Origin of the sequence: Actinoplanes lobatus (assembly GCF_014205215.1) — a bacterium.
Classification (GTDB): domain Bacteria; phylum Actinomycetota; class Actinomycetes; order Mycobacteriales; family Micromonosporaceae; genus Actinoplanes; species Actinoplanes lobatus.
On the sequence record NZ_JACHNC010000001.1, the window covers coordinates 5,931,782 to 5,950,878 of the forward strand.

The 19,097-nt window shown below is 69.8% G+C and carries 17 protein-coding genes; 4 read left to right on the forward strand and 13 right to left on the reverse strand.

Features of this window, described 5'->3' with window-relative positions; all coding sequences use genetic code 11:
• Positions 1 to 186 precede the first annotated feature (186 nt).
• The 10 genes from bfr to BJ964_RS27190 all read right to left on the reverse strand — a co-directional run bounded on the left by bfr (position 187) and on the right by BJ964_RS27190 (position 11,133).
• Complete coding sequence (bfr, locus tag BJ964_RS27145; RefSeq protein ID WP_183226659.1) at positions 187 to 669, reverse strand: bacterioferritin; 483 nt, start codon at positions 667 to 669, stop codon at positions 187 to 189.
• Between the two features lie 54 nt (positions 670 to 723).
• A complete protein-coding gene (locus tag BJ964_RS27150) occupies positions 724 to 912 on the reverse strand; it encodes a (2Fe-2S)-binding protein (RefSeq protein WP_183226660.1) in 189 nt (62 codons plus the stop codon).
• 129 nt (positions 913 to 1,041) lie between these two features.
• Positions 1,042 to 2,094 (reverse strand): hypothetical protein, encoded by a 1,053-nt coding sequence (locus tag BJ964_RS27155; protein ID WP_188123314.1) that lies wholly within the window; start codon positions 2,092 to 2,094, stop codon positions 1,042 to 1,044.
• Positions 2,095 to 2,131: 37 nt separating this feature from the next.
• Positions 2,132 to 4,288 (reverse strand): tetratricopeptide repeat protein, encoded by a 2,157-nt coding sequence (locus tag BJ964_RS27160; RefSeq protein ID WP_188123315.1) that lies wholly within the window; start codon positions 4,286 to 4,288, stop codon positions 2,132 to 2,134.
• 35 nt (positions 4,289 to 4,323) lie between these two features.
• Complete coding sequence (locus BJ964_RS27165) at positions 4,324 to 5,070, reverse strand: maleylpyruvate isomerase family mycothiol-dependent enzyme (protein WP_188123316.1); 747 nt, start codon at positions 5,068 to 5,070, stop codon at positions 4,324 to 4,326.
• A 5-nt stretch (positions 5,071 to 5,075) separates the two neighbouring features.
• Positions 5,076 to 5,744: a DUF402 domain-containing protein gene (locus BJ964_RS27170; RefSeq protein ID WP_188123317.1), complete on the reverse strand. Its 669-nt coding sequence runs from the start codon at positions 5,742 to 5,744 to the stop codon at positions 5,076 to 5,078.
• A gap of 66 nt (positions 5,745 to 5,810) precedes the next feature.
• Positions 5,811 to 8,012, reverse strand: a complete 2,202-nt coding sequence (locus BJ964_RS49185) for a rhamnogalacturonan lyase (RefSeq protein ID WP_188123318.1) — start codon at positions 8,010 to 8,012, stop codon at positions 5,811 to 5,813.
• A gap of 34 nt (positions 8,013 to 8,046) precedes the next feature.
• A complete protein-coding gene (locus tag BJ964_RS27180; protein ID WP_188123319.1) occupies positions 8,047 to 9,360 on the reverse strand; it encodes an ABC transporter substrate-binding protein in 1,314 nt (437 codons plus the stop codon).
• Between the two features lie 14 nt (positions 9,361 to 9,374).
• The gene (locus BJ964_RS27185) at positions 9,375 to 10,265 is read right to left on the reverse strand and encodes a carbohydrate ABC transporter permease (RefSeq protein WP_188123320.1); all 891 of its coding nucleotides are present in this window, start codon (positions 10,263 to 10,265) and stop codon (positions 9,375 to 9,377) included.
• Positions 10,258 to 11,133, reverse strand: a complete 876-nt coding sequence (locus BJ964_RS27190; protein ID WP_229806752.1) for a carbohydrate ABC transporter permease — start codon at positions 11,131 to 11,133, stop codon at positions 10,258 to 10,260. Before BJ964_RS27190 ends, BJ964_RS27185 begins: the two co-directional genes overlap by 8 nt.
• A gap of 370 nt (positions 11,134 to 11,503) precedes the next feature.
• Between BJ964_RS27190 and BJ964_RS27195 the strand changes: the two genes are divergently transcribed.
• Positions 11,504 to 11,830 (forward strand): STAS domain-containing protein, encoded by a 327-nt coding sequence (locus BJ964_RS27195; RefSeq protein ID WP_188123322.1) that lies wholly within the window; start codon positions 11,504 to 11,506, stop codon positions 11,828 to 11,830.
• On the opposite strand, the gene BJ964_RS27200 is transcribed toward BJ964_RS27195, so the two are convergent.
• The gene (locus BJ964_RS27200) at positions 11,820 to 13,595 is read right to left on the reverse strand and encodes a sensor domain-containing diguanylate cyclase (protein WP_229806753.1); all 1,776 of its coding nucleotides are present in this window, start codon (positions 13,593 to 13,595) and stop codon (positions 11,820 to 11,822) included. The two genes, BJ964_RS27195 and BJ964_RS27200, sit on opposite strands and share 11 nt — an antisense overlap.
• Positions 13,596 to 14,117: 522 nt before the next feature.
• Here BJ964_RS27200 and BJ964_RS27205 point away from each other — a divergent pair.
• A complete protein-coding gene (locus BJ964_RS27205; RefSeq protein WP_188123324.1) occupies positions 14,118 to 14,534 on the forward strand; it encodes a PRC-barrel domain-containing protein in 417 nt (138 codons plus the stop codon).
• Between the two features lie 189 nt (positions 14,535 to 14,723).
• On the opposite strand, the gene BJ964_RS27210 is transcribed toward BJ964_RS27205, so the two are convergent.
• Positions 14,724 to 15,311 (reverse strand): hypothetical protein, encoded by a 588-nt coding sequence (locus tag BJ964_RS27210; protein ID WP_188123325.1) that lies wholly within the window; start codon positions 15,309 to 15,311, stop codon positions 14,724 to 14,726.
• Between the two features lie 110 nt (positions 15,312 to 15,421).
• Positions 15,422 to 15,715: a hypothetical protein gene (locus BJ964_RS27215; RefSeq protein ID WP_188123326.1), complete on the reverse strand. Its 294-nt coding sequence runs from the start codon at positions 15,713 to 15,715 to the stop codon at positions 15,422 to 15,424.
• 96 nt (positions 15,716 to 15,811) lie between these two features.
• Between BJ964_RS27215 and BJ964_RS27220 the strand changes: the two genes are divergently transcribed.
• Together BJ964_RS27220 and BJ964_RS27225 are read left to right on the forward strand one after the other, a co-directional pair.
• A complete protein-coding gene (locus BJ964_RS27220; protein WP_229806754.1) occupies positions 15,812 to 16,816 on the forward strand; it encodes a LacI family DNA-binding transcriptional regulator in 1,005 nt (334 codons plus the stop codon).
• A gap of 121 nt (positions 16,817 to 16,937) precedes the next feature.
• Complete coding sequence (locus tag BJ964_RS27225; RefSeq protein ID WP_188123328.1) at positions 16,938 to 19,094, forward strand: carbohydrate-binding protein; 2,157 nt, start codon at positions 16,938 to 16,940, stop codon at positions 19,092 to 19,094.
• The last annotated feature ends 3 nt before the right edge of the window (positions 19,095 to 19,097 follow it).

Below are 19,097 nucleotides of genomic sequence, written 5' to 3' on the forward strand. Positions count from 1 at the left end.
CGGCACGTCGGCCTGGGCGGCGGCGGGTTCCTTGCGGCCGGCCGGAGCTTGCCACGCACCGGGATGTGGTTGAAGTAGGCCATGGCGACGATGATGCCGACGACCACCCCGGCGGTTCACATGCGGCCCACGATAGTGGCCGCCGTCCCGGGAGCGCTCATGCCGACCCGGGCGGCGGCCTGACGATCACGCCGGCTCGGGGTGCTCCGTGACGTTCTGGAGGTAGAGCTGCTCGCCCAGCTTCTCGATCAGACCGAGCTGGGTCTCCAGGTAGTCGACGTGGTGTTCCTCGTCGGCGAGGATGTCCTCGAAGATCCGCGCCGAGGTGACGTCACCGATCGAGCGCATGTACTCCAGGCCGCGGCGCAGCCGGTCCACGGCCTCGACCTCGATCTTCATGTCGCACTCGAACTGCTCCTTGACCGACTCGCCGATCCGCAGCACACCCAGCTTCTGGTAGTTGGGCAGGCCTTCGAGGAAGAGGATCCGGTCGGTCAGGATCTCGGCGTGGCGCATCTCGTCGATGGACTCGTGCCGGGTGTGCTTCGCCAGTACACCGTGTCCCCAGTTCTCCTGCATCTTGTAGTGCAGGAAGTACTGGTTGATCGCGGTGAGCTCCGCGGTGAGCTGTTCGTTCAGGAATTCGATGACGCGGGCGTCGCCTTGCATGCCAAATACCCCCAGTTATGGCTAACTGGGGTTAATCGTACGCGTCCCGTGACGCTAAGCGACCATGGGCAGGCGTGTGTCCGCGGATTCCTCCTTGATCAGCTCACAAATTCGGTCAAGACAGCTGCCGCAGCCCGTACCGGCGCCGCAGGCGTCCCCGACCTCTTCCTCCGTCCTCGCACCGTCCTGAATGACAGCCCGGACCTCACGCTCGCGAACGTGATAACAGATGCAGACGTACATCGAGCGCCGATCCTTCGAGAAGCCTAGCCTTATGTTGGTTAGGCTGCCCTAAAAATCGAGGACCTGCAAGATGAGGCCGTCGAGGTTGGCCCTCCAGGGACTGTGATCAGAATCAGCCATCACTGCAGGTCACCCTGCGTGGCGCCGCCACGGTCGGGGCTCGTTACGCACCGCGGCCGTCCACCAGGCGCGCACCGACACCACCGGAACCGCCACCATGCCGGCGACCATGAACAGGTACGCGAACACCCCGAGCCGGCGCGAGGCGAGGGCGAACCCGTCACCGCTCAGCGCCCGGGCGAGGTTGACGTCGAAGTCGATGGAGGCCAGCAACCACGCCACCGCGATCCAGATCGGCGCGCCCGCGGCCAGCACGGTCGCGCAGCCCCGGAACCCCGGTGGCAGGAACGGAATCGCGCACAGCAATGCGGCCAGGCCGAGCAGCGTCAGCGACCACCACGGCGCCGACCCGCCCACCTCGACGGCCCAGTAGCGGGCCCCCTCCACGGCCCCGTCGCGCAGCCCCCAGAAACTCGTGCCCGGCGGCGCCGGGACGGCCGGCAGGGTCACCGCGACGGCCAGGATCCCGGCGACCAGCAGCTCGTACCGGCCCGCCACCAGCAGTACGGCCACCAGCATCAGTAGGACCGTGCCGGTGAAGGCGAGCACCCAGCCGAGCCTCGCCTGCACGCCGAAGTCACCGACGGACACGTCCCCGGTCGGCTTCAGCGTTGGCAGGACCGCCGCCGCCCGCCGGGCGTCGGCCTGCTGGATCCGGGTGTAGAGCGTGAGCAGCAGACCCAGCAGCAGCCCTCCGGCCGCCAGCGCGGACGGCCCGGCGACCAGCCGCAGGACGCGCCGCCGCACCAGCAGAGCCCAGGTCAGCACGGTGAGCAGCCCTGCGCCGATCAGGTACGCCACCCAGTAGATCCGCAGCTCGGACAGGGTGACGCGGGCACCGGAGACGGTGCCCGCGAAGTCGGCGCGGGTGGCGAGTGCCAGGGCCACCGTGCCGGCGGCTGCCAGGACGTAGAGGCCGGGAGCGGGCCGTTCCCCGGCGGGCGCCCGGTTCCGGTGCAGCAGGGCCAGACCGCCGAGCAGACCCAGGGTCGCCACCACCTGGGCGATCACCCAGACGGTGACGGCCACGGTCTCCGCCGCGGTCGGCGCCAGTTCCGCCATGGGTGCACCTCCCCGGATCGGCTCACGATCGTAGATGTCACCCTCGACCGGAGCGCGTCCGCCGTACCGTTGCCGGGTTTTGATCCAGGTCTGAAGCGCTCTCCAGGCGGGCGCGGCAGGCGGCGAGGCGCGCCGCCAGCTCCGGGGCCTGTTCAGCAAGAGCCCGCAGATCGGTACGTGTGTTCAACAGTTGACTCCAATACACACCCCGGCCCGTCTCCAGCAGCTCGGTGGCCAACCCCGGCCGCTCCGCCAGCGCCGCGGCGGCGCCGTTGGGCACCAGGTCCCCGGCATAGGCATGCAGCAGGCCCCACTGGTCGTGGCCGTCGATTCCCCGCCACGCCAGCAGCGGCAGCAAACGGACCGCCTCGGTGTACGCGGTGACGGCCGTGTCCGGACCGGTGGAACCGGTGACCGCCCGCACCCAGCCGGCCGCGGCGTCGACCCGGTTGACGATCGGCGCGAGCGTGCACCCGGTGGCCTCCCGGAGCACCCGGACAGCGGTGGCCAGATCGCCCCGCTCCCCGGTGAGCTGGAACCGGGCGAAGAGCGCGCCACCGAGGTTGGTGAGGCGTCCCGCGAGGTCGGGATGGTCCGGGGGAGTGGCGCGGACCGCCTGTTCGTGCACCGTGACGGCCTCGTCCAGGTCGGCGTGGCTGTGCAGCGCGCAACCCAGGTTGGAGAGGATCGCGGCGCGATCCGGATGGTCCACGGCCAAATCCGCCACCGCCCGCCGCCCGGTGGCGATCGCCTCCGCGAGATCGGACGGGTCGCCGTGCCGCTCGAACCGCATGTAGAGCGCCCTGCCGAGATTGGCGACGTAGGTGACGCGAGCCGGGTGACCGATCGGTGTGGCATCCACCGCGGCCCGCCCGATCGTGACCGCCTCGCCCAGGAAACCGTCGTCGCCGAACCGCTTGAACCGGGTGACCAGGGCGCCACAGAGGTTGGCCGCACATCTGGCGCGATCCGGGTGATCGGCCGGGGACCCGCCGAGCGCCGCCCGGCCCGCCTCGATCGCCGTGTTCAGGTCCTCCCGGGCCCCGGCCAGCTCGAAGCGGGTGTGCAGCGCGACGGCGAGGTTGGACAGGGCGCCGGCCCGGTCCGGGTGCCCGGCGGGCAGACGGCGTTCGACCTGGCGGAAGCCGGCGACCGCCCCGTCGAGATCGGCCCCGGTCCCGGTCCGGTCGAAGCGCCGGTGCAACGCGGCGGCCAGGTTGAGCAGGACGGCCGTGTGCTGGAGCCGGTCCGGCGACGCGGCGGCGAGGGCCCGCCGGTGAACGGTGACCGCCTCGTCGAGATCGGCGACAGCGCCCAGGCGCTCGAACCGGTTCAGCAGCGCCACCCCGAGGTTGGTGAAGGCCGCGGCGTCCCGGATGCCGTTCTCGGTGAGAGCGCCGGTGACCTCCCGGAAGCTGTCGACCGCCTGGTTCAGGTCGGCGATCTCCCCGGTCCGCTGGAAACGGCTCAGCAGGGTGTTCCCGAGGTTGCTCGCGTGCACGGCGAGCGCCGGGTCGCGTGCCGGGGTGGCGGCGATGGCCGACCGGTGGGCGTCGACGGCCCGGTCCAGGTCGCCCTGGTCGCCGGCGTGCTGAAAACGGGCCAGCAAGGCGTTCCCCAGCCCGGACAGCAAGGCTCCCCGGCGAAGGTCGTACGCGGGCGCGGCCTGGACCGCCGCCGCGGCGAGCTGGATCGCCTCCTCCAGGGAAGCGCTGTCCCCGGTGTGCTCGAACCGGAGCCGCAGGGGAATGCCGAGATTCGACAGACGCTGCGGATGGTCCGGGTCGTCCGTGGAGCCCGCGGCCACCGATCGTCTCGTGGCGGCGATCGCCTCGTCCAGGTCGGCGAGGTTGCCGAACCTGTCGAACCGGGCCCGGAGCGCCACGCCGAGGTTGGACAGCGTGACGGCCAGATCCGGGTCGCCGGCCGGTGTCGCGGCCACGGCCTCCCGCTGACAGTCGATCGCCGCGTCCAGATCGCCGGTGGCGCCGGCGGCTTCCCATCGGTGCCGCAGGGCGACACCGAGGTTGATCAGGGCATGGGTCCGGTCGGGATGATCCGTGGGGACGGCGGCCAGGACGGCCCGGGCGAAGTCGATGGCATCGTCCAGCGGCCCCGGCTCGCCGAGCAGCGTCGCCACCTCCAGCAGGTCGCCCGCCCTCCGCAACCTCGCGGTGGCCCGGCCGCCCAACATGGCACCAATCTACGCCGGGCGTCGGGACGGATGGCTCAGGTGGCGGCGTAGTTGCGCAGGGCGTGCAGGGCCGCCTCGGCGTGCGGCCCGCGCGCCGTGAGCCCGGAGTCGGCCGGGGCCAGCCGCAGCGCCCCGACCCGGCAGAACGCCCCGGCCGGACCGCTGATCACCGACTCGGCCGCCGGGTCGCCGAACCGCCAGGTGGTGCCGTCGGGCGCGGTCAGCTCGCAGCACAGATCGGGGGCGGGCTGCCCGGCCAGCCGGTACGCGTACGGCAGCGTGTGGAAGCCCAGCCAGGCGACGTGCCGCAGGCGCATGCTGTCCGGGTAGCCGATGCCGAGCGGCCCGGTGATGTCCAGGGCGTGCGCCCAGTGCTCGGCCAGCCGGGTGGTGGCCAGCGTCGGCGGCTTCAGCGACGACGCCACCCACTGCACCGGCTGCTTCGGATCGGCCGTCCGCAGCGCCGCGACCGATGCCCGCCGGGCGGCCCGCCACCGTGTGAACACCTCGTCGGGCGCGGCCTGCTCAGCCCGGACCAGCGCGTTCATGGCGTCGTCGACGTTGTCGCCGAGATCCCGCCAGCCGATGGCGTCCGGCGCGCCGCTCAGCGCGACCGGCACCGCCTCCTCGGTCTGGGCCAGGTGCAGCACCACGTCGGCGACGGTCCAGCCGGCGGCCGCCGACGGGGACAGCCAGTCGGCGGCCGTGAGCCGGGACAGCACCGACTCCAGCTGGTTCTGCTCGGTCTCGAAATCGTCGATCACGTCCGGGCGGCCATCCATGCCGATCACGCTACAGCGACGACGGGGCGGTCCCAACCGACCGGCAGCTCCGGCGACAGCGGCGGCCAGGCGGGATCCGGGCGGAAGTCGCACCACGTGCCGTCGAACGGGAACGCGCCCGCCTCGACCAGCTCGATGACCTCCTTGCCGGCCCGGCGGACCCGGTCCTCGTCGTCCACCCAGTACGCCTCCGGCATCGTGAGCCGCTCCGCGAACAGCTCCTCGTCCTTCCAGGCCCACCTGCGGTCCGGTTCGATCACCACGTCCAGATCCCAGTCGACGGTGTCCAATCCGGCCATCCCCCCGTCGCGCCAGAGGACCAACGGGGCCTCCAGGTTCGCGTACCACCGGTAGAAGGTGCCGTCCGGCCGGTAGAACCACCGGATCGAGTAGTCCCGTCCGCGCGGATGCCAGTTGAGCACCCCGTGGTCGATGGCGTGCGGTGCCGGGACCCGCGAGGCCGCCGACCACTCGGGCAGCGGCGTCTGCCCCATCGTCCGGCCGTCCGGCATGTTGGAGTGCCAGCCCCGCGTGCCGGCCGGCGCCCACAGCACGACCGCGTCGCCGCGCTCCTCGACCACCCGCATCGGGAACACCAGACCCACCTGTTGCCGCTGCGCGTGCCGCAGGTAGATGGTCTCACCGGGCACGAACTCGACGTTCTCCTTCGACATGGGATCGAGGTTATCGAGCCGCCGCCGCGGAACGGCCCGGAACGGGCCGTCCCGCGGCGGGGTGGTTCAGCGACGGCCGGGCAGCGGAACCGTCGACCAGTCGGTGTCCGAGGCCAGATAGAAGCTCGGGTACGACGGCTGGTTGTACGTGGTCTGCTGACGCGCCACCTCGACCCGGTACTGCGGGTCGTGCATGAGCGTGTACAGCTTGTGGTTCGTCACCTCGGTGCTCAGGTAGATCCGGATCGCCGAGGAGTCGGCGGTACGGACCAGCAGCTCCTCACGCCAGTCACCGAGGATGTCGGCGACCAGGCTCGGATTGCCCTTCGTCCCGTTGTTGGCGAGTGTCCCCTCGGCGGTCAGCAGGCGGCCACGGTTCCAGTCGTCGATCGTCGGCGTGACGGTCTGCGCCCCGTTGACGATCTGCGTGGTGAGGTCGGCCGACCAGCGGATGCTCTGGTTCGTACCGGGAATGGTGTTGGTCAGGATCTCGCCTTTGGCGCTGTGCAGGCCGAGCGCCTCGGACCCGCCGGGCATGCTCGCCCACGACTCGATGCCCCGGGTGCCGGGCAGCACGTCGCCGATCATGCCGCGGCCGGTGTCACGCCCGGAGTAGGTGCCGAAGAGCACTTCGCCGGTGGCCGCGTCCCGCATCGCCATGCCGTAGGGCGCCGACGTCGCGCCCTCGTGCACGGTGAAGATCTCCTGGCCGGGCCGGTCCGGATCGATGTCGGTCACGTGCATGGCGTCGCCGTGGCCGAGTCGCGCCTGCCCGCCGGTCGGCAGCGTGCCGAACGACGAGTACAGGACGTCGCCGTCGTTGTCGATCGTGGCGGAGCCGTAGACGATCTCCTGCTTTCCGTCGAGGTCGACGTCGGCGGCGCTGAGCGAGTGGAAGCCCTGCGTGGTGAGCCTGCCGTACTCGGGATCGGTGCCGTCCCGGCCGTGCGGAGAGTCGTTGAACGGGTTCGTCATCGGCGTCCAGCCGGAGTCGACGTACCAGTTCTCGACCAGCCGCCGCCCGTTCCAGTGGTAGGCGACCAGCGTGGTGCGGGTGTAGTAGCCGCGGGCGAACACCGCCGACGGCCGTTTCCCGTCGAGGTAGGCCACTCCGGACAGGAACCGGTCGACTCGGTTGCCCGGCTCGATCCGGGCCATCGCGTAGTCGCCCCACATCAGGCCGTCGTCGTGGCGGCCCGGCTTGTAGTCGATGGTCTGCAGCTCACGGCCGGTGGCCCCGTCGAAGACGGTCAGGTACTCGGGCCCGTCGACGATGAAGCCCTCGAAGGCGCGCAGGTTGTTGCGGGTGCTGCGGGACGGCGCGTAGACGTCCATGAAGTAGTCGGTCAGCGCCTCGGCGTCGGCCCGGCTGAGCGGGTACTGGTACCGCGGCTCGATGCCGAACGCCTGCTCCAGGGTGGCCGGCCAGTTCCCGGCGACCACCTCCGGATGGGCGTGCCAGCCGAGGAACATGTCCACGATGTGCTGGTAGTAGTCGGCGGCGCTCATCCGGTGGTCCTCGGTGGGCGAGTGACCCGGCGTGGTGATGTAGCGTTCCCGGCCGTTGCGGATGGTCTTCGTGCCCGGCGCGGTCTTCATCATCATCTCGGCGCGGCCGTCGCCGTCGAAGTCGTAGACCAGGAACTGCGTGTAGTGCGCTCCGGCCCGGATGTTCACGCCCAGGTCGATGCGGTGCAGCAGGGTGCCGTCGGCCCGGTACGTGTCGACGTAGACCGGCCCGGTCCAGCCGACCTGGGACACGTCCTTCGAGTTCGACGGGTCCCACTTGACGATGTATTCATATTTCCCGTCGCCGTCCACGTCGCCGACGCTCATGTCGTTGGCCGAATACGTGTAGGTCTCCCCGGCGGGCGTCACGCCGTCCGCCGGCTTCTGCAACGGCAGGTCACGGTAGTTGGTGGCCCACGGTGTGGCGGTGGCGCCCGCGACCCGGTACTTCGAGGTCGCGGTGCCGCCGGAGTCGAGATAGTTGGTGCTGTCGGTGACGGTGGCGATCTTTCGGCCGTCGCGGTAGACGTCGAAGTTCCGGCCGGTCAGCCCGGTCGGCGAGGAGCCGGTGGCCTCGGCGCCGAGCAGCCGCCAGCTCAGGAAGACACCCTCGCCGGTCGTGGCGGCCACCAGGCCGCGGTCCAGGCGTTCCAACTGCGGTCCGCGCGGCGCGTGCGCCGCGGCGGACGAGGGGATGGCGGCGGCCAGGAGCATGGCCGCGGTGCAGGCTTTCGACAACTTTCCGGTACGAGCGTCCATGCTCTCTCCTGGAAATGGGGGATGGGGTGGGGCGTCAGGCCGCGTCGATCTCCGTCTGGAGTTCCTTGATGAAGGACTCGGCCGCGGCCTGCGGGGCCAGCCGCTCGAAGAGCACCTCTTCGGTGTGCCGCTTGAGGATCGCCTCGATGCCGCTCGCGCCGTTGGGGGTGACCCGCGGGGCGGCGCCGACCTTGAGGGCGGCCAGGTACTCGGCGGCGGCCTTGTCGGTGTCGGCCAGTTTGGGGGTGATCGCCGACCGGACCGTGCTGTTCGAGGGCACGCCGCGGTCGGTGAGCAGCACCTCGCCGGCCTCGGTGGTGTTCAGCAGGAAATCGGCGAACAGGGCGGCCTCGGCCGGGTGCTTCGACCGCGACGAGACCGACCAGAACATCGACGGCTTGTAGTACGGGCTCTCCGCGGCGGCGGCCTGGCCGTTGGTGGGCAGCTTCAGCAGCTTGAGCTGCTGGCCGCTGGCCGCTGTCAGCGAGGTGAGCTGGGTGTTCCACCAGGTGCCGAAGGCGGAGGTGTTGGTGGCGGTGCCGGACTGGTCCAGTGACGCGCCGGCCCGCTCGACCGTCACCGACGGCGCCGGGGCGATGCCCTGCTTGGCGAGATCCAGCAGGTACTGCCAGTATCCGGCCAGGACGGCGGGCGGGATGGACACCTTGCCGGACGCGTCGTAGAGGGTGGCGCCGGCCTGGCGGGCCCAGATGTTCACGCCACCGGCGTCGAAGCCCCAGGACTGTACGCCGGTGACCTTGCCGCCGCTGGCCTTCGACACCTCGAGGCCGATGCGCTTGAGGTCGTCCCAGGTCCAGGTGGAGTCGTCGGGCACCGGGATCTTGTACTGGTCCAGCAGGGTGGTGTTGGCGATGATCGAGTACGCGGCCACGCCGGTCGGTACGGCGTACTGCTTGCCGTCGACCTTGCCGGTGTCGAGGGCGGCCGGGTCGATGCCGTCGGTCTTCAGGTGTTTGGCGGCGGTGCCGAGGTCGAGCAGGGCGCCGCGTTCGGCGTAGGAGGCGAGGTAGAGCTCGTCCATCTGGATGATGTCGGGGGCGTCGTTGGCGGCGACCGTGGTGGCGAGGCTGTCCCAGTAGCCGTTCCACTCCTTGAACTCGCCGGAGACGGTGATGTTCGGGTACTTCTTCGTGAACATGTCGATGGCCTGCTGCGTCCGCTTGTGCCGGGCGTCCGATCCCCACCAGGTGAACCGCAGCTTCACCGCGTCCTTGGAGATGTCCCCGCCGGCGTCGCCACCACCACCGCCACAGGCGGCCAGAGCGGACGCGGCGGCGGCACCGGCACCGAGGGAGAGCAGGGAACGCCGGGAAAGACCGTTATGCATGTTGATTCCTCCTGTTATTTGATTCCGGTGGTGGCTATGCCTTTGACCAGGTAGCGCTGGCCGAGAAGGAAGGCGAGGAAGATCGGGAGCAGGGAGACGACGCTCATCGCGAACATGGAGCCCCACGAGGTGGACACGGTGGCGTCGACGAAGGAGCGCAGGGCGACCGGGACGGTGTACATGTCCGGGTCGGTCAGGTAGATGAGCTGGCTGAAGAAGTCGTTCCAGGTCCAGATGAACGTGAAGATCGTGGTGGTGGCCAGGGCGGGCAGCATCAGCGGCAGGATGACCTGGGCGAAGATGCGGGGATGGCCGGCGCCGTCGATACGGGCCGCCTCGTCCAGTTCCCGGGGCAGCCCGCGAATGAACTGAACCATCAGGAACACGAAGAACGCGTCGGTGGCCAGGAGTTTCGGGACGATCAACGGCAGGAACGTGTTGATCCAGCCGAGGTTCGAGAACACGATGTACTGCGGCACGATCAGCACGTGGATCGGCAGCATGATGGTGCCGAGCATGACCGCGAACCACAGCTTCTTGCCGGTGAAGTCGAGCCGGGCGAAGGCGTAGGCGGCCATCGAGCAGGACACCAGGTTGCCGATGATGCAGCCCAGGACCACGATCGCCGAGTTGAGCAGGTAATGGCCGAACGGAGAGGCCAGCGCGTTCCAGCCCTCGCCGTAGTTCTGCGTCTCCAAGCCGTCGAGCACCAGGCCCGGGGAGCGGAAGATGACGTTGCTCGGGCGCAGGGAACTGACGACCATCCACAGCACCGGGTACAGCATGATCAGGGTGAGCAGGCCGAGACCGGTGTGTTTGAGCAGGCTGTGTCCCCGGCGCCGAACCCGGATGGGCGCTTCGGCGTCGATCGGCGCGGTGGTGACGCGTCCTTTGAGGTCAGTCATCGTAGAAGACCCACTTCTTCGCGGCGAGGAAGTTGATGGCGGTGAACGCGGCGATGATGATCAGCAGGAGCCAGGCCAGGGCGGAGGCGTAACCCATGTCGAAGTTGTGGAAGCCGCGCTGGTAGAGGTACAGCGTGTAGAACATCGTCGAGTCCGACGGGCCGCCGGTGCCGCCGGAGACGACGAAGGCCTGGGTGAACGACTGGAACGCGTGGATGATCTGCAGCACCAGGTTGAAGAAGATGATCGGTGACAGCAGCGGCAACGTGATCCTGCGGAACTGCAGCCATCTGCTCGCGCCGTCGACCTGGGCGGCTTCGTAATACATGACCGGGATCTGCCGCAACCCGGCCAGGAAGATCACCATCGGTGCACCGAACGTCCACACGTTCAACACGATCAACGTGGACAGTGCAGTATCGGGATCCGAAATCCAGCCGCGTCCAGTCAACCCGAACACGCTGAGCAACTGGTTGAACAACCCCTCCGCACCGAAGATCTGCCGCCACAACACCGCGATCGCGACACTCGACCCCAACAGCGACGGCAGATAGAACGCCGACCGGTAGAACGCCAGCCCGCGCATCCCCCGATCCAGCAACATCGCCAAACCCAGCGCCGCCGCGAGCTGCAACGGCACCGAGATCAGCACATACTCGAACGTCACGCCGAGCGCGTGATGCAGCCGCTGGTCACCGAGCATCCGGGTGATGTTCTCCAACCCGTTGAACTCCGGCGGCTGAATCAGGTTGTAGTCGGTGAACCCGAGCACCAACGACGCCGTCACCGGCCCCGCAGTGATCAGAACCAGCCCCGCGAACCACGGCAACAGGAACAGAAACGCGGCCTTGTTGTCACGCTTACGCACAGAACCGAGGGTGCTCACATGACCCTCCTTCTCGTCGAACCCAGTGAGCGGCTAGAACGAAGCGCTCACCTCCCGGCCGACGATTCAGCAGGAGGAAAGCGCTTTCCAGGAGTCTGCATGGGTGCAACGAACACGTCAACGGTTTCACCGCGGTAAATTCTGGATCGTTTCAGATGCCGCAAGCACGGGCCGCCCGCCTCATCAGCAAGATCATCTTTGAATGATTCAATCGGCGTGCCGGCCACCCGGCCCACGCCCTCCGGACGATGTTCCCGTCACCAGGTGAAATTCCCGGTCATACCTCGACCAGGCCCGTCGAAGGTTCTAACCTTGAGCCCCGGCGAACGCCGGGTAACGGAAGGCAAACGCGATGACCGCTACCACGGTCGCCGTCAACACCGGCCCCGACGGAACCCTTGTCATCCAGCTCCGTGGCGTGCTCAACGCCGAACATGCGGCTGATCTACGCCACGCCCTCATCCACGCCATCCGGCACACCCGGCCGTCCTGCCTGATCCTGGACCTGGCCGGAGTTCGGGAGATCGACGCGATCAGCCTCGGTGCCCTGGCGGCCGCCTGCCACCTCGGCGATGTCCAGCACGTCGCCGTCTACCTCGACCACCCACCGGAATCGGTGGCCAGACAACTGGCCGCGGCCGGTGTCGCACACCACCGGCTTCGCGACATCACGCGGTGAGCGCCACCTCGGATGTCCGGATCCGGTTGCGCCCGTCATTCTTCGCCACGTAGAGGGCGTCGTCGGCGCGCTGCAACAACTGCTCGACCGACTCGGTGCTGTTCCAGGTGGCGCAGCCGATGCTGCACGTCTGCCCGTCCGGCATCGCCGTCCGCAACCTCTCCAGCACGGCCACCGCCTCGGCCGCGCTGGCGCCCGACAGCGCGATCACGAACTCTTCGCCACCCCAGCGCGCCAGGAAGTCGTCCTCGCGCAACTGGCCGCCGAACGCGGCCGCAGCCCGCTGCAACAGGTCGTCGCCGGCGGCGTGCCCGTACGTGTCGTTGTATCGCTTGAAATGATCGAGATCGGCGATCGCCACCGTCAGCGGCGCACCCGTGGCCCGCGCCTCGCCGCAGAGCCGGATCATGTTCTCCTGCCAGGCCCGGCGGTTCGGCACCCCGGTCAGCGTGTCCGTGAACGCCATCCGCTCCAGCCGGCGCAACAGCCGATCATGGTCCAGGGCCAGCGCCGTCTCGTCGGCCAGCAGCCCGACCGCCAGGAACCGGTTGTCGCTGACCGACTCGACCCGTCGCGTCCAGCCGACCACGAGCACCGCCATGATGATGCCGTTCACCACCACCGGCTGCCACAGCATCGACTTGCCGTCGACCATGCTGAGCAACGCCGTCGAGACCCGCGGATCCTTGGCCGGATCGGCCAGGAAGATCGGCTCCCCGCTGTGGTAGACCCGGGCGATCATCGACGAGCCGTCCAGCGGCACCCGCGTACCGATCACGTCTGCACCGTCCGCCCCGGTCGCCACCAGCACGGATCCGCAGTCGGCCGGCTCCAGCAGCGTCACGTTGTCGGCGTACGCCAGATCCCGGATCGCCGCGATGATCGTGGTCCGCGCGTCCTCCCCGGTACGAATCCGCCGGGCCGCCGCGCCCACCGCCGCCACCAGCCGGTGGGAGTCACGCACCGCTTCCTCAGCCAGATGACGCTCAGTGATGTCCTGGAGCTGAACCAGCGTCCACGACTGCCGCCGCCGGACGTCCTTGACCTCCGTGCCGACGTTGCTGCGCCCGATCGTCAGATAGGCCCACCGCACGCTGCCGTCCGGCCGGGTGATCTCGCGCTGTCCCTCGTCGGTGCCGTCTTCGAGCAGGTAGCGCCGCATGCTCCCGCCCACGACCTCGTCCACGGGCTGACCCACCAGCTCGCAGAAGGCCGGATTCGCGGCGATCACCTGTCCATCGTCATCCGCGATCGCCACGCCGGACGGCGACGCGTGGAAGAGCCGCTCGAACCCGTCCGCGACCGTCACCGCGCGCTCGTGCACCGATCGCAGCTGCCGCTGACGCCGGCGCAGCGCCTCGTGCAGCAGCCCGCCGAGAATCACCGCGAAGGTCAGCTGCAAGCTGTAATGCCCCAGGTCGGTGCCACGCAACTCGGGCAGCGCGACCACCGTCGCGACCCAGCCGGTCAGGCCCGCCAGGCTCGCCACCGCGGCGAGCCGCCGGGACGTGACCGCCGCGCCGAGCCCGAGCAGCGTCAGCATCAGCGAGGTCGTGTAGTGCAGCCGCCCGGTCACCGCCACCTGCACCACGCTGTCGGCCACCGGCAGGAACGCCAGCCACTCGCCACGCCCGCGAGCCAGCAGCCGCCACGCGCGAGACGCCACCACCGGCATGGCGGCCAGGCACAGCAGCACGGCCGTCGCCCCGTAGAGCACCGTCATCACGGTGCGTGCCGAGCCGTCCAGCGTGAGAAAGTTCGTCACCGAGAGCAACAGGTAGACCGCCGCCACAGCACCGCGAATCCACCGCGAGGCGGAATCCGGCATCCGGCCACCGGCCGTGCGACGCCAACCCCTGTCGTGCTGCATGCCCAATGTCCACCTCCCCGGCCTTCCCGCCTTGTCGGCGCCGCCGAGGCCGACTGAAGAGAAAACCCGTCATCGGTACGGCCCAGCGGTCCCGGGCGACAGCGGCCGAACCCGTGAGTCCCCGCGAGCCGCCGCCACTCCAGACCGTGCCGCGCCCGCCGGGCGTGAGCGGGTGGCACGCGAGCCCGCTGCCACTCCGGGCCGTGCCGCGCGGCCGGCGTGGGTGGGTGGTGCGCGTCGTCCGTGTGCCTGGGGCGAGCGGGCTGTTCGTCCAGCTCGGGCCAGGTGGCGGGACTGGGTGGGACACGCCCCGTGCTCGGTGGAGACTTGGATGTGGGCCGGAGGCGTGGCTGGAATCGCGCGGCCACATGAACATCCGCGCGGTTGGGTATGCACGGCGGAGAGGAGGTGGCGGTGATGGAAGAACCGATCGGCACCCTGACACCGCTGAGCGAAACCGACCAGATGATCGCCGACCCGGAGCAGGACGTGCGGGGCCGCACCGTGATCGACAGCAACGGTGAGAAGGTCGGCACCGTCGCGGACCTGCTGGTGGACACCGTCGAGAACCATGTGCGGTTCCTGCGCGTGACGCACGGGGGCATCCTCGGGATCGGCGCCGTCTCGTCGTTCATCCCGGTCGACGCCGTCCGCCGGGTCACCGACGACGAGGTGCTCATCGACTCGGCCAAGGACCGGATCGCGGGCGCCCCACAGTACGACCCGGACCTCATCGACCAGCGCGACTACTACGAGAAGATCTACGGCCACTACGGTTACCCGCCGTACTGGGCGCCCGGATACCTGTACCCGCCGTTCCCCGGCATCCGCTGATCACGCGGCGAAACGGCCACCGACGTGGCCGGCTTCGGAACGGGAGGATCGGGGGCGCTTCGGCCGTACCCTCTCCGGGGTTTTCTGGCGCGAGGTGGGCAACCGGGCCGGGGCGCCGAACGAGGGTGAGGTCGCGCCGGAGGCCGCGAGCGTCACCGTGGGGACGGTGACGCTCGCGGACGTGTGTCCTCAGGTGGCGGCGATCTCGTTGATCTTCGCCTGGACCGTCAGCTTCTTCGACGTGGTGCCGTTCTCGCTGGTCGCGACCAGGGTGTAGGTGTGCGCCTGGTCGTCGCCCGCCGCGCCCTCGCACGGGAAGTTCAGCTTCTCCGAGCCCGCGGCCTCGTAGGTGCCGTAGATGCCCGGGCCGTCGACGGCCAGTGTGGTCGTCGGCGCGCCGGTGACCTTCCACTCCAGGACCACCGGCCGGCCGTCCTGCCGGGCCTGATCGGTTCCGGACGGGCAGGTCGGCTCCGACGCCACCCGGAAATAGTCGATGGCCGGACCGGACGGGGTCCGCGCGGTCGGTTCGGTCAGTTTGAGGGTCCTGATCGGGCTGGGAGAGGTGGCCGCGGCCTCCGGCGAGATCGGCGTGGAGGGGGGTACGGACTCGGCGGACGGTGTGCTCGACACCGGGATCCCGCCACTGAGGCTCTGGCCGGCGCCGATTCGTGCCATCCGGTTCAGGATCTGGCCGGCGACCACCGCGAGCGTGACCATGACCAGCAGGACCGCTATGAACCACCGGCGCCCGGCCGCCGAACTCTGGGCCGCCACATGTCCTCCCTGGTGGAACGGGCGTTTCGCGGCAGCCTATGCGGGGCGTGACCGTGCCGGGGTGGTTCCCGGCGGCGCTTGGCACGAAGCCGGTAGCGGCCTTGCCGATATCAGGTGAGCGTGACCGGGAACAGGTCGGTGCGGGCGATCGCCGCGTCCCGTTCGGCGCTCATGGCGGTCCGGCGGGGGTCGGCAAGAAATCCGTCGTAGCCGGCTTGCGAGCGGAATTCGATCAGCTGCACCTCGGCCGGGGCGTCCGGGGCGGCGCCGTCGGCGGTGCGGGCGCGCTCGACCAGTCGGCCGTCATGCTGGGAAAGCAGGGCCAGGACCTTGTCCTCGTACGCGGTCAGGGCTTCGACGGCGCCGGGGCGCGCCCACAGGAACACACACAGCTGGATGGTCACTGGCCGACCCTACCGGTGGTGGCCGGATGCCTTCGTCCGACGGGACAGTGCGGGGCGGGCACCGGTGGGCGCGCCCGGCGCGATACAAGTATCTGCGTGGACAACAGTGAGGGCGGGACCGGCGACCGGCCGCAGATCCGGGACGTGGCGGCCGCGGCGGGGGTCTCCTACCAGACGGTGTCGCGGGTGCTGAACAACTCGCCCCGGGTGCGGCCGGAGACCCGCCGCCTGGTTCTGGACGCCATGGACCGGCTGCGTTACCGCCCCAACCGGGCGGCGCAGACGCTGGGGTCGGGCCGGGCGAACGCGGTCACCGTGATCACCGCGAACACGACCCTCTACGGGTACGCCGCCGTGCTCCAAGGGGTGGAGGAGGCCGGCCGGCAGCTCGGCCTGGCGGTCGGGGTGCGGGTCGTCGAGTCGGAGGCGGCCGCGGACGTGCGTCAGGCCGTCGACCACCTCAGCGATCCGAGCTCCGGCAGTGTCGTGGTGGTGGCGTTCGATCCGGCCGGCGCCGCCGTGGTGCGCGCGTTGCCGCCCGGGGTGCCGGTGGTGGCGGCGACCGAGGCGGGCGGGCTGCCGGACGTGTCGCGGCCGATGCTGTTCCTGGACGAGCGGCAGGCGGCGGCCGAGGCCACCCGGCATCTGCTGGGGCTGGGGCACCGGACCGTCCACCATGTGGCGATCCCGTCCGAGGCGCGGGCCAGCGCGCGGCAGAGCGGGTGGCGGGAGGCGCTGTCCGGGGTGGGTGCCGAGATCCCGCCGGTGGTGGCGGCCGGATGGGATGTGGCGTCGGCCTACCGGGCGGTGCGGGAACTGGTCGCGGATCCGGCGGTCACGGCGATCCTGTGCGGCAACGACGACACGGCGCTGGCGGTGCGCCGGGCGCTGTACGAGGCGGGGCGCGACGTTCCCGGCGACGTGAGCATCGTGGGGTTCGACGACGTGCCGGGGGCGGCGTTCTGGACACCGGCGCTCACCACCGTACGGATGGACTTCCTCGGTCTGGGCCGGGCCTGCGTGAACCGGCTGGTGGATGCGCCGGTCACCGAGCCGGAGGTGCCGCACCTGGTGATCCGCGAGTCGACGGCGGCCCCGTAAAGCCGGTAACGAAACCGTAACAGCGTCTTCCGGTCGTGCTGTGTGACCGGTCACACTAGCCGCAGTCCTCCATCGTGTGACCGGTCACATGGATTGCTGTCGAATTCGGAGTGGAACCCCCATGAGACGAAGAATCGGCAAGACCCTGACCACCGCGGTCGTCGCCACCACGACCGCGGCCCTGCTCACCGCACCCGCGGCACACGCCGCCCCGTCCACCTTCGTGGTCGATCTGGCCACCGGCACCGGCGCGCTGCGCTACGGCGCGACCGGCTTCCTCTACGGCCTCGGCGACGAGGGCATCCCCGACGAGACCATGCTCGCCGCCCTCAAACCACAGGTCGCCGCCCAGAAGGCGCCGGACGGGCTCCAGCACCCGAACGGCGACGCACTCAAGATCGCGCCGATGTTCAAGCGCGCCGGCGGCCGCGACATCCAGATCTACATGCAGGACATCTACCAGCAGTGGCCGTACGAGAACCTGGGCATCGCCGACTATCTCGCCAAGGTCGACACGATGACCCGCAAGGTGGTCGCCGACCCGTACCGCAGCTCCTACGTGTACGTGCCGTTCAACGAGCCCGACGCCATCTGGTACGGCGGGAACCTCAACGGCCTGCTCACCGACTGGAAGACCGTCTTCCAGCGGATCCGCTCCATCGACCCGGGCGCCCGCATCGCCGGGCCCAACTTCGCCTCCTACCGTTCCGCCGACCTGCGGACCTTCCTCACCTACGCCCGCGACAACGGCGTGCTGCCCGACGTGATGGCCTGGCACGAACTCGGCGACGACTTCTTCACCAGCTGGCACCTGCACTACGCCGACTACCGGGCGATCGAGACGAGCCTCGGCATCAGCGCACGGCCGATCACCATCAACGAGTACGGCCGGATCTCCGGCGACCTCGGTGTGCCGGGGAACCTCGTGCAGTTCGTCGCCAAGTTCGAGAACAGCAAGGTGGACGGCTGCCTCGCCTACTGGACCACGGCCGGCGGGCTGAACGACCTGGTCACCCGCAACAACCAGGCGACCGGCGGCTGGTGGCTGCACAAGTGGTACGGCGAGCTGACCGGCAACACCGTGGCGGTCACCCCGCCCTCGCCGGGCGGCTCCCTCCAAGGGCTCGCGGCGGTGGACTCGGGCAAGAAGCAGGCCCGGATCATCCTCGGCGGCAACAACCCGGCCTCCGGCACCTATGACACGAACGTGCAGGTCCGAGGGGTGCCCAGCTACCTGGGTACGACCGTGCACGCGACCGTCTGGGGCGTCGACAACTCCGGCCTGAACCCGTCGGCCGGGCCCTATGTGGTCAGCGAAGGAGACTTCACCACCAGCGGCGGGCAGCTCACGGTTCCGCTCACCGGGCTGAAGGGCGCTTCCGCGTACCAGGTCATCCTGACCCCCAACAAGGACCTGACCGCGGCCGTGACCAGCCGCTACGAGGCGGAATACGCCGCCCTCGGCGGCAGCGCGCGGATCACCTACGGCACCAACACCGGCTACTCCGGGACCTACTTCACCGAGGGGTACGGGGCGAGCAGCACCGCCGGCACCAAGTTCGTGGTGACGGCGCCCGCCGACGGCTACTACAACCTCAGCCTGCGCTACAGTGCCGGGCCCTACACCGGCGCCCCGGCCGACCGGTCGATCCGGCTGCGGGTGAACGGCTCGAACCTGACCGACGTGGCACTTCCCGCCACCGCCGACTGGAACACGTGGCGCACCGTCACCACCAAGGTGTACCTGCCGGCCGGCATCAACCGGATCGAGTACAACGCCTACGCCACTGACGACCGTGACGCCGTCAATGTTGACTATCTGGACTTCGCGGCCACCAGCGGAACCGTCAACGCGTACGAGAGCGAAAGCGCGGCCAACACGCTCAGCGGGACCGCCGCCGTGGTGTCCGACAGCGCCGCCTCGGGCGGCCGGTACGTCGGCTGGCTGGGCGCCGGCGCCGCCAACACGCTGCGCTTCAACGGTGTGACCGTGCCGTCGGCGGGCCGCTACCGGCTGGTGGTGAGCTACGCCAACGCCGAGGTGGTCGGCGACCACGCCTACAACAACAACATCGTCGACCGGTACGCCGACATCAGCGTCAACGGCGGCGCGGCGAAGAAGGTCGTCTTCCGCAACACGCTCGCCTGGAACACGTACCGGACCAGGGTGGTCGACGTGGATCTGGCCGCCGGGGCCAACACCATCACGTTCAGCAACGCCTCCACCGGCTACGCGCCGAACATCGACCGCATCCAGATCGCCGCCGTTCTCGGCTGAGTA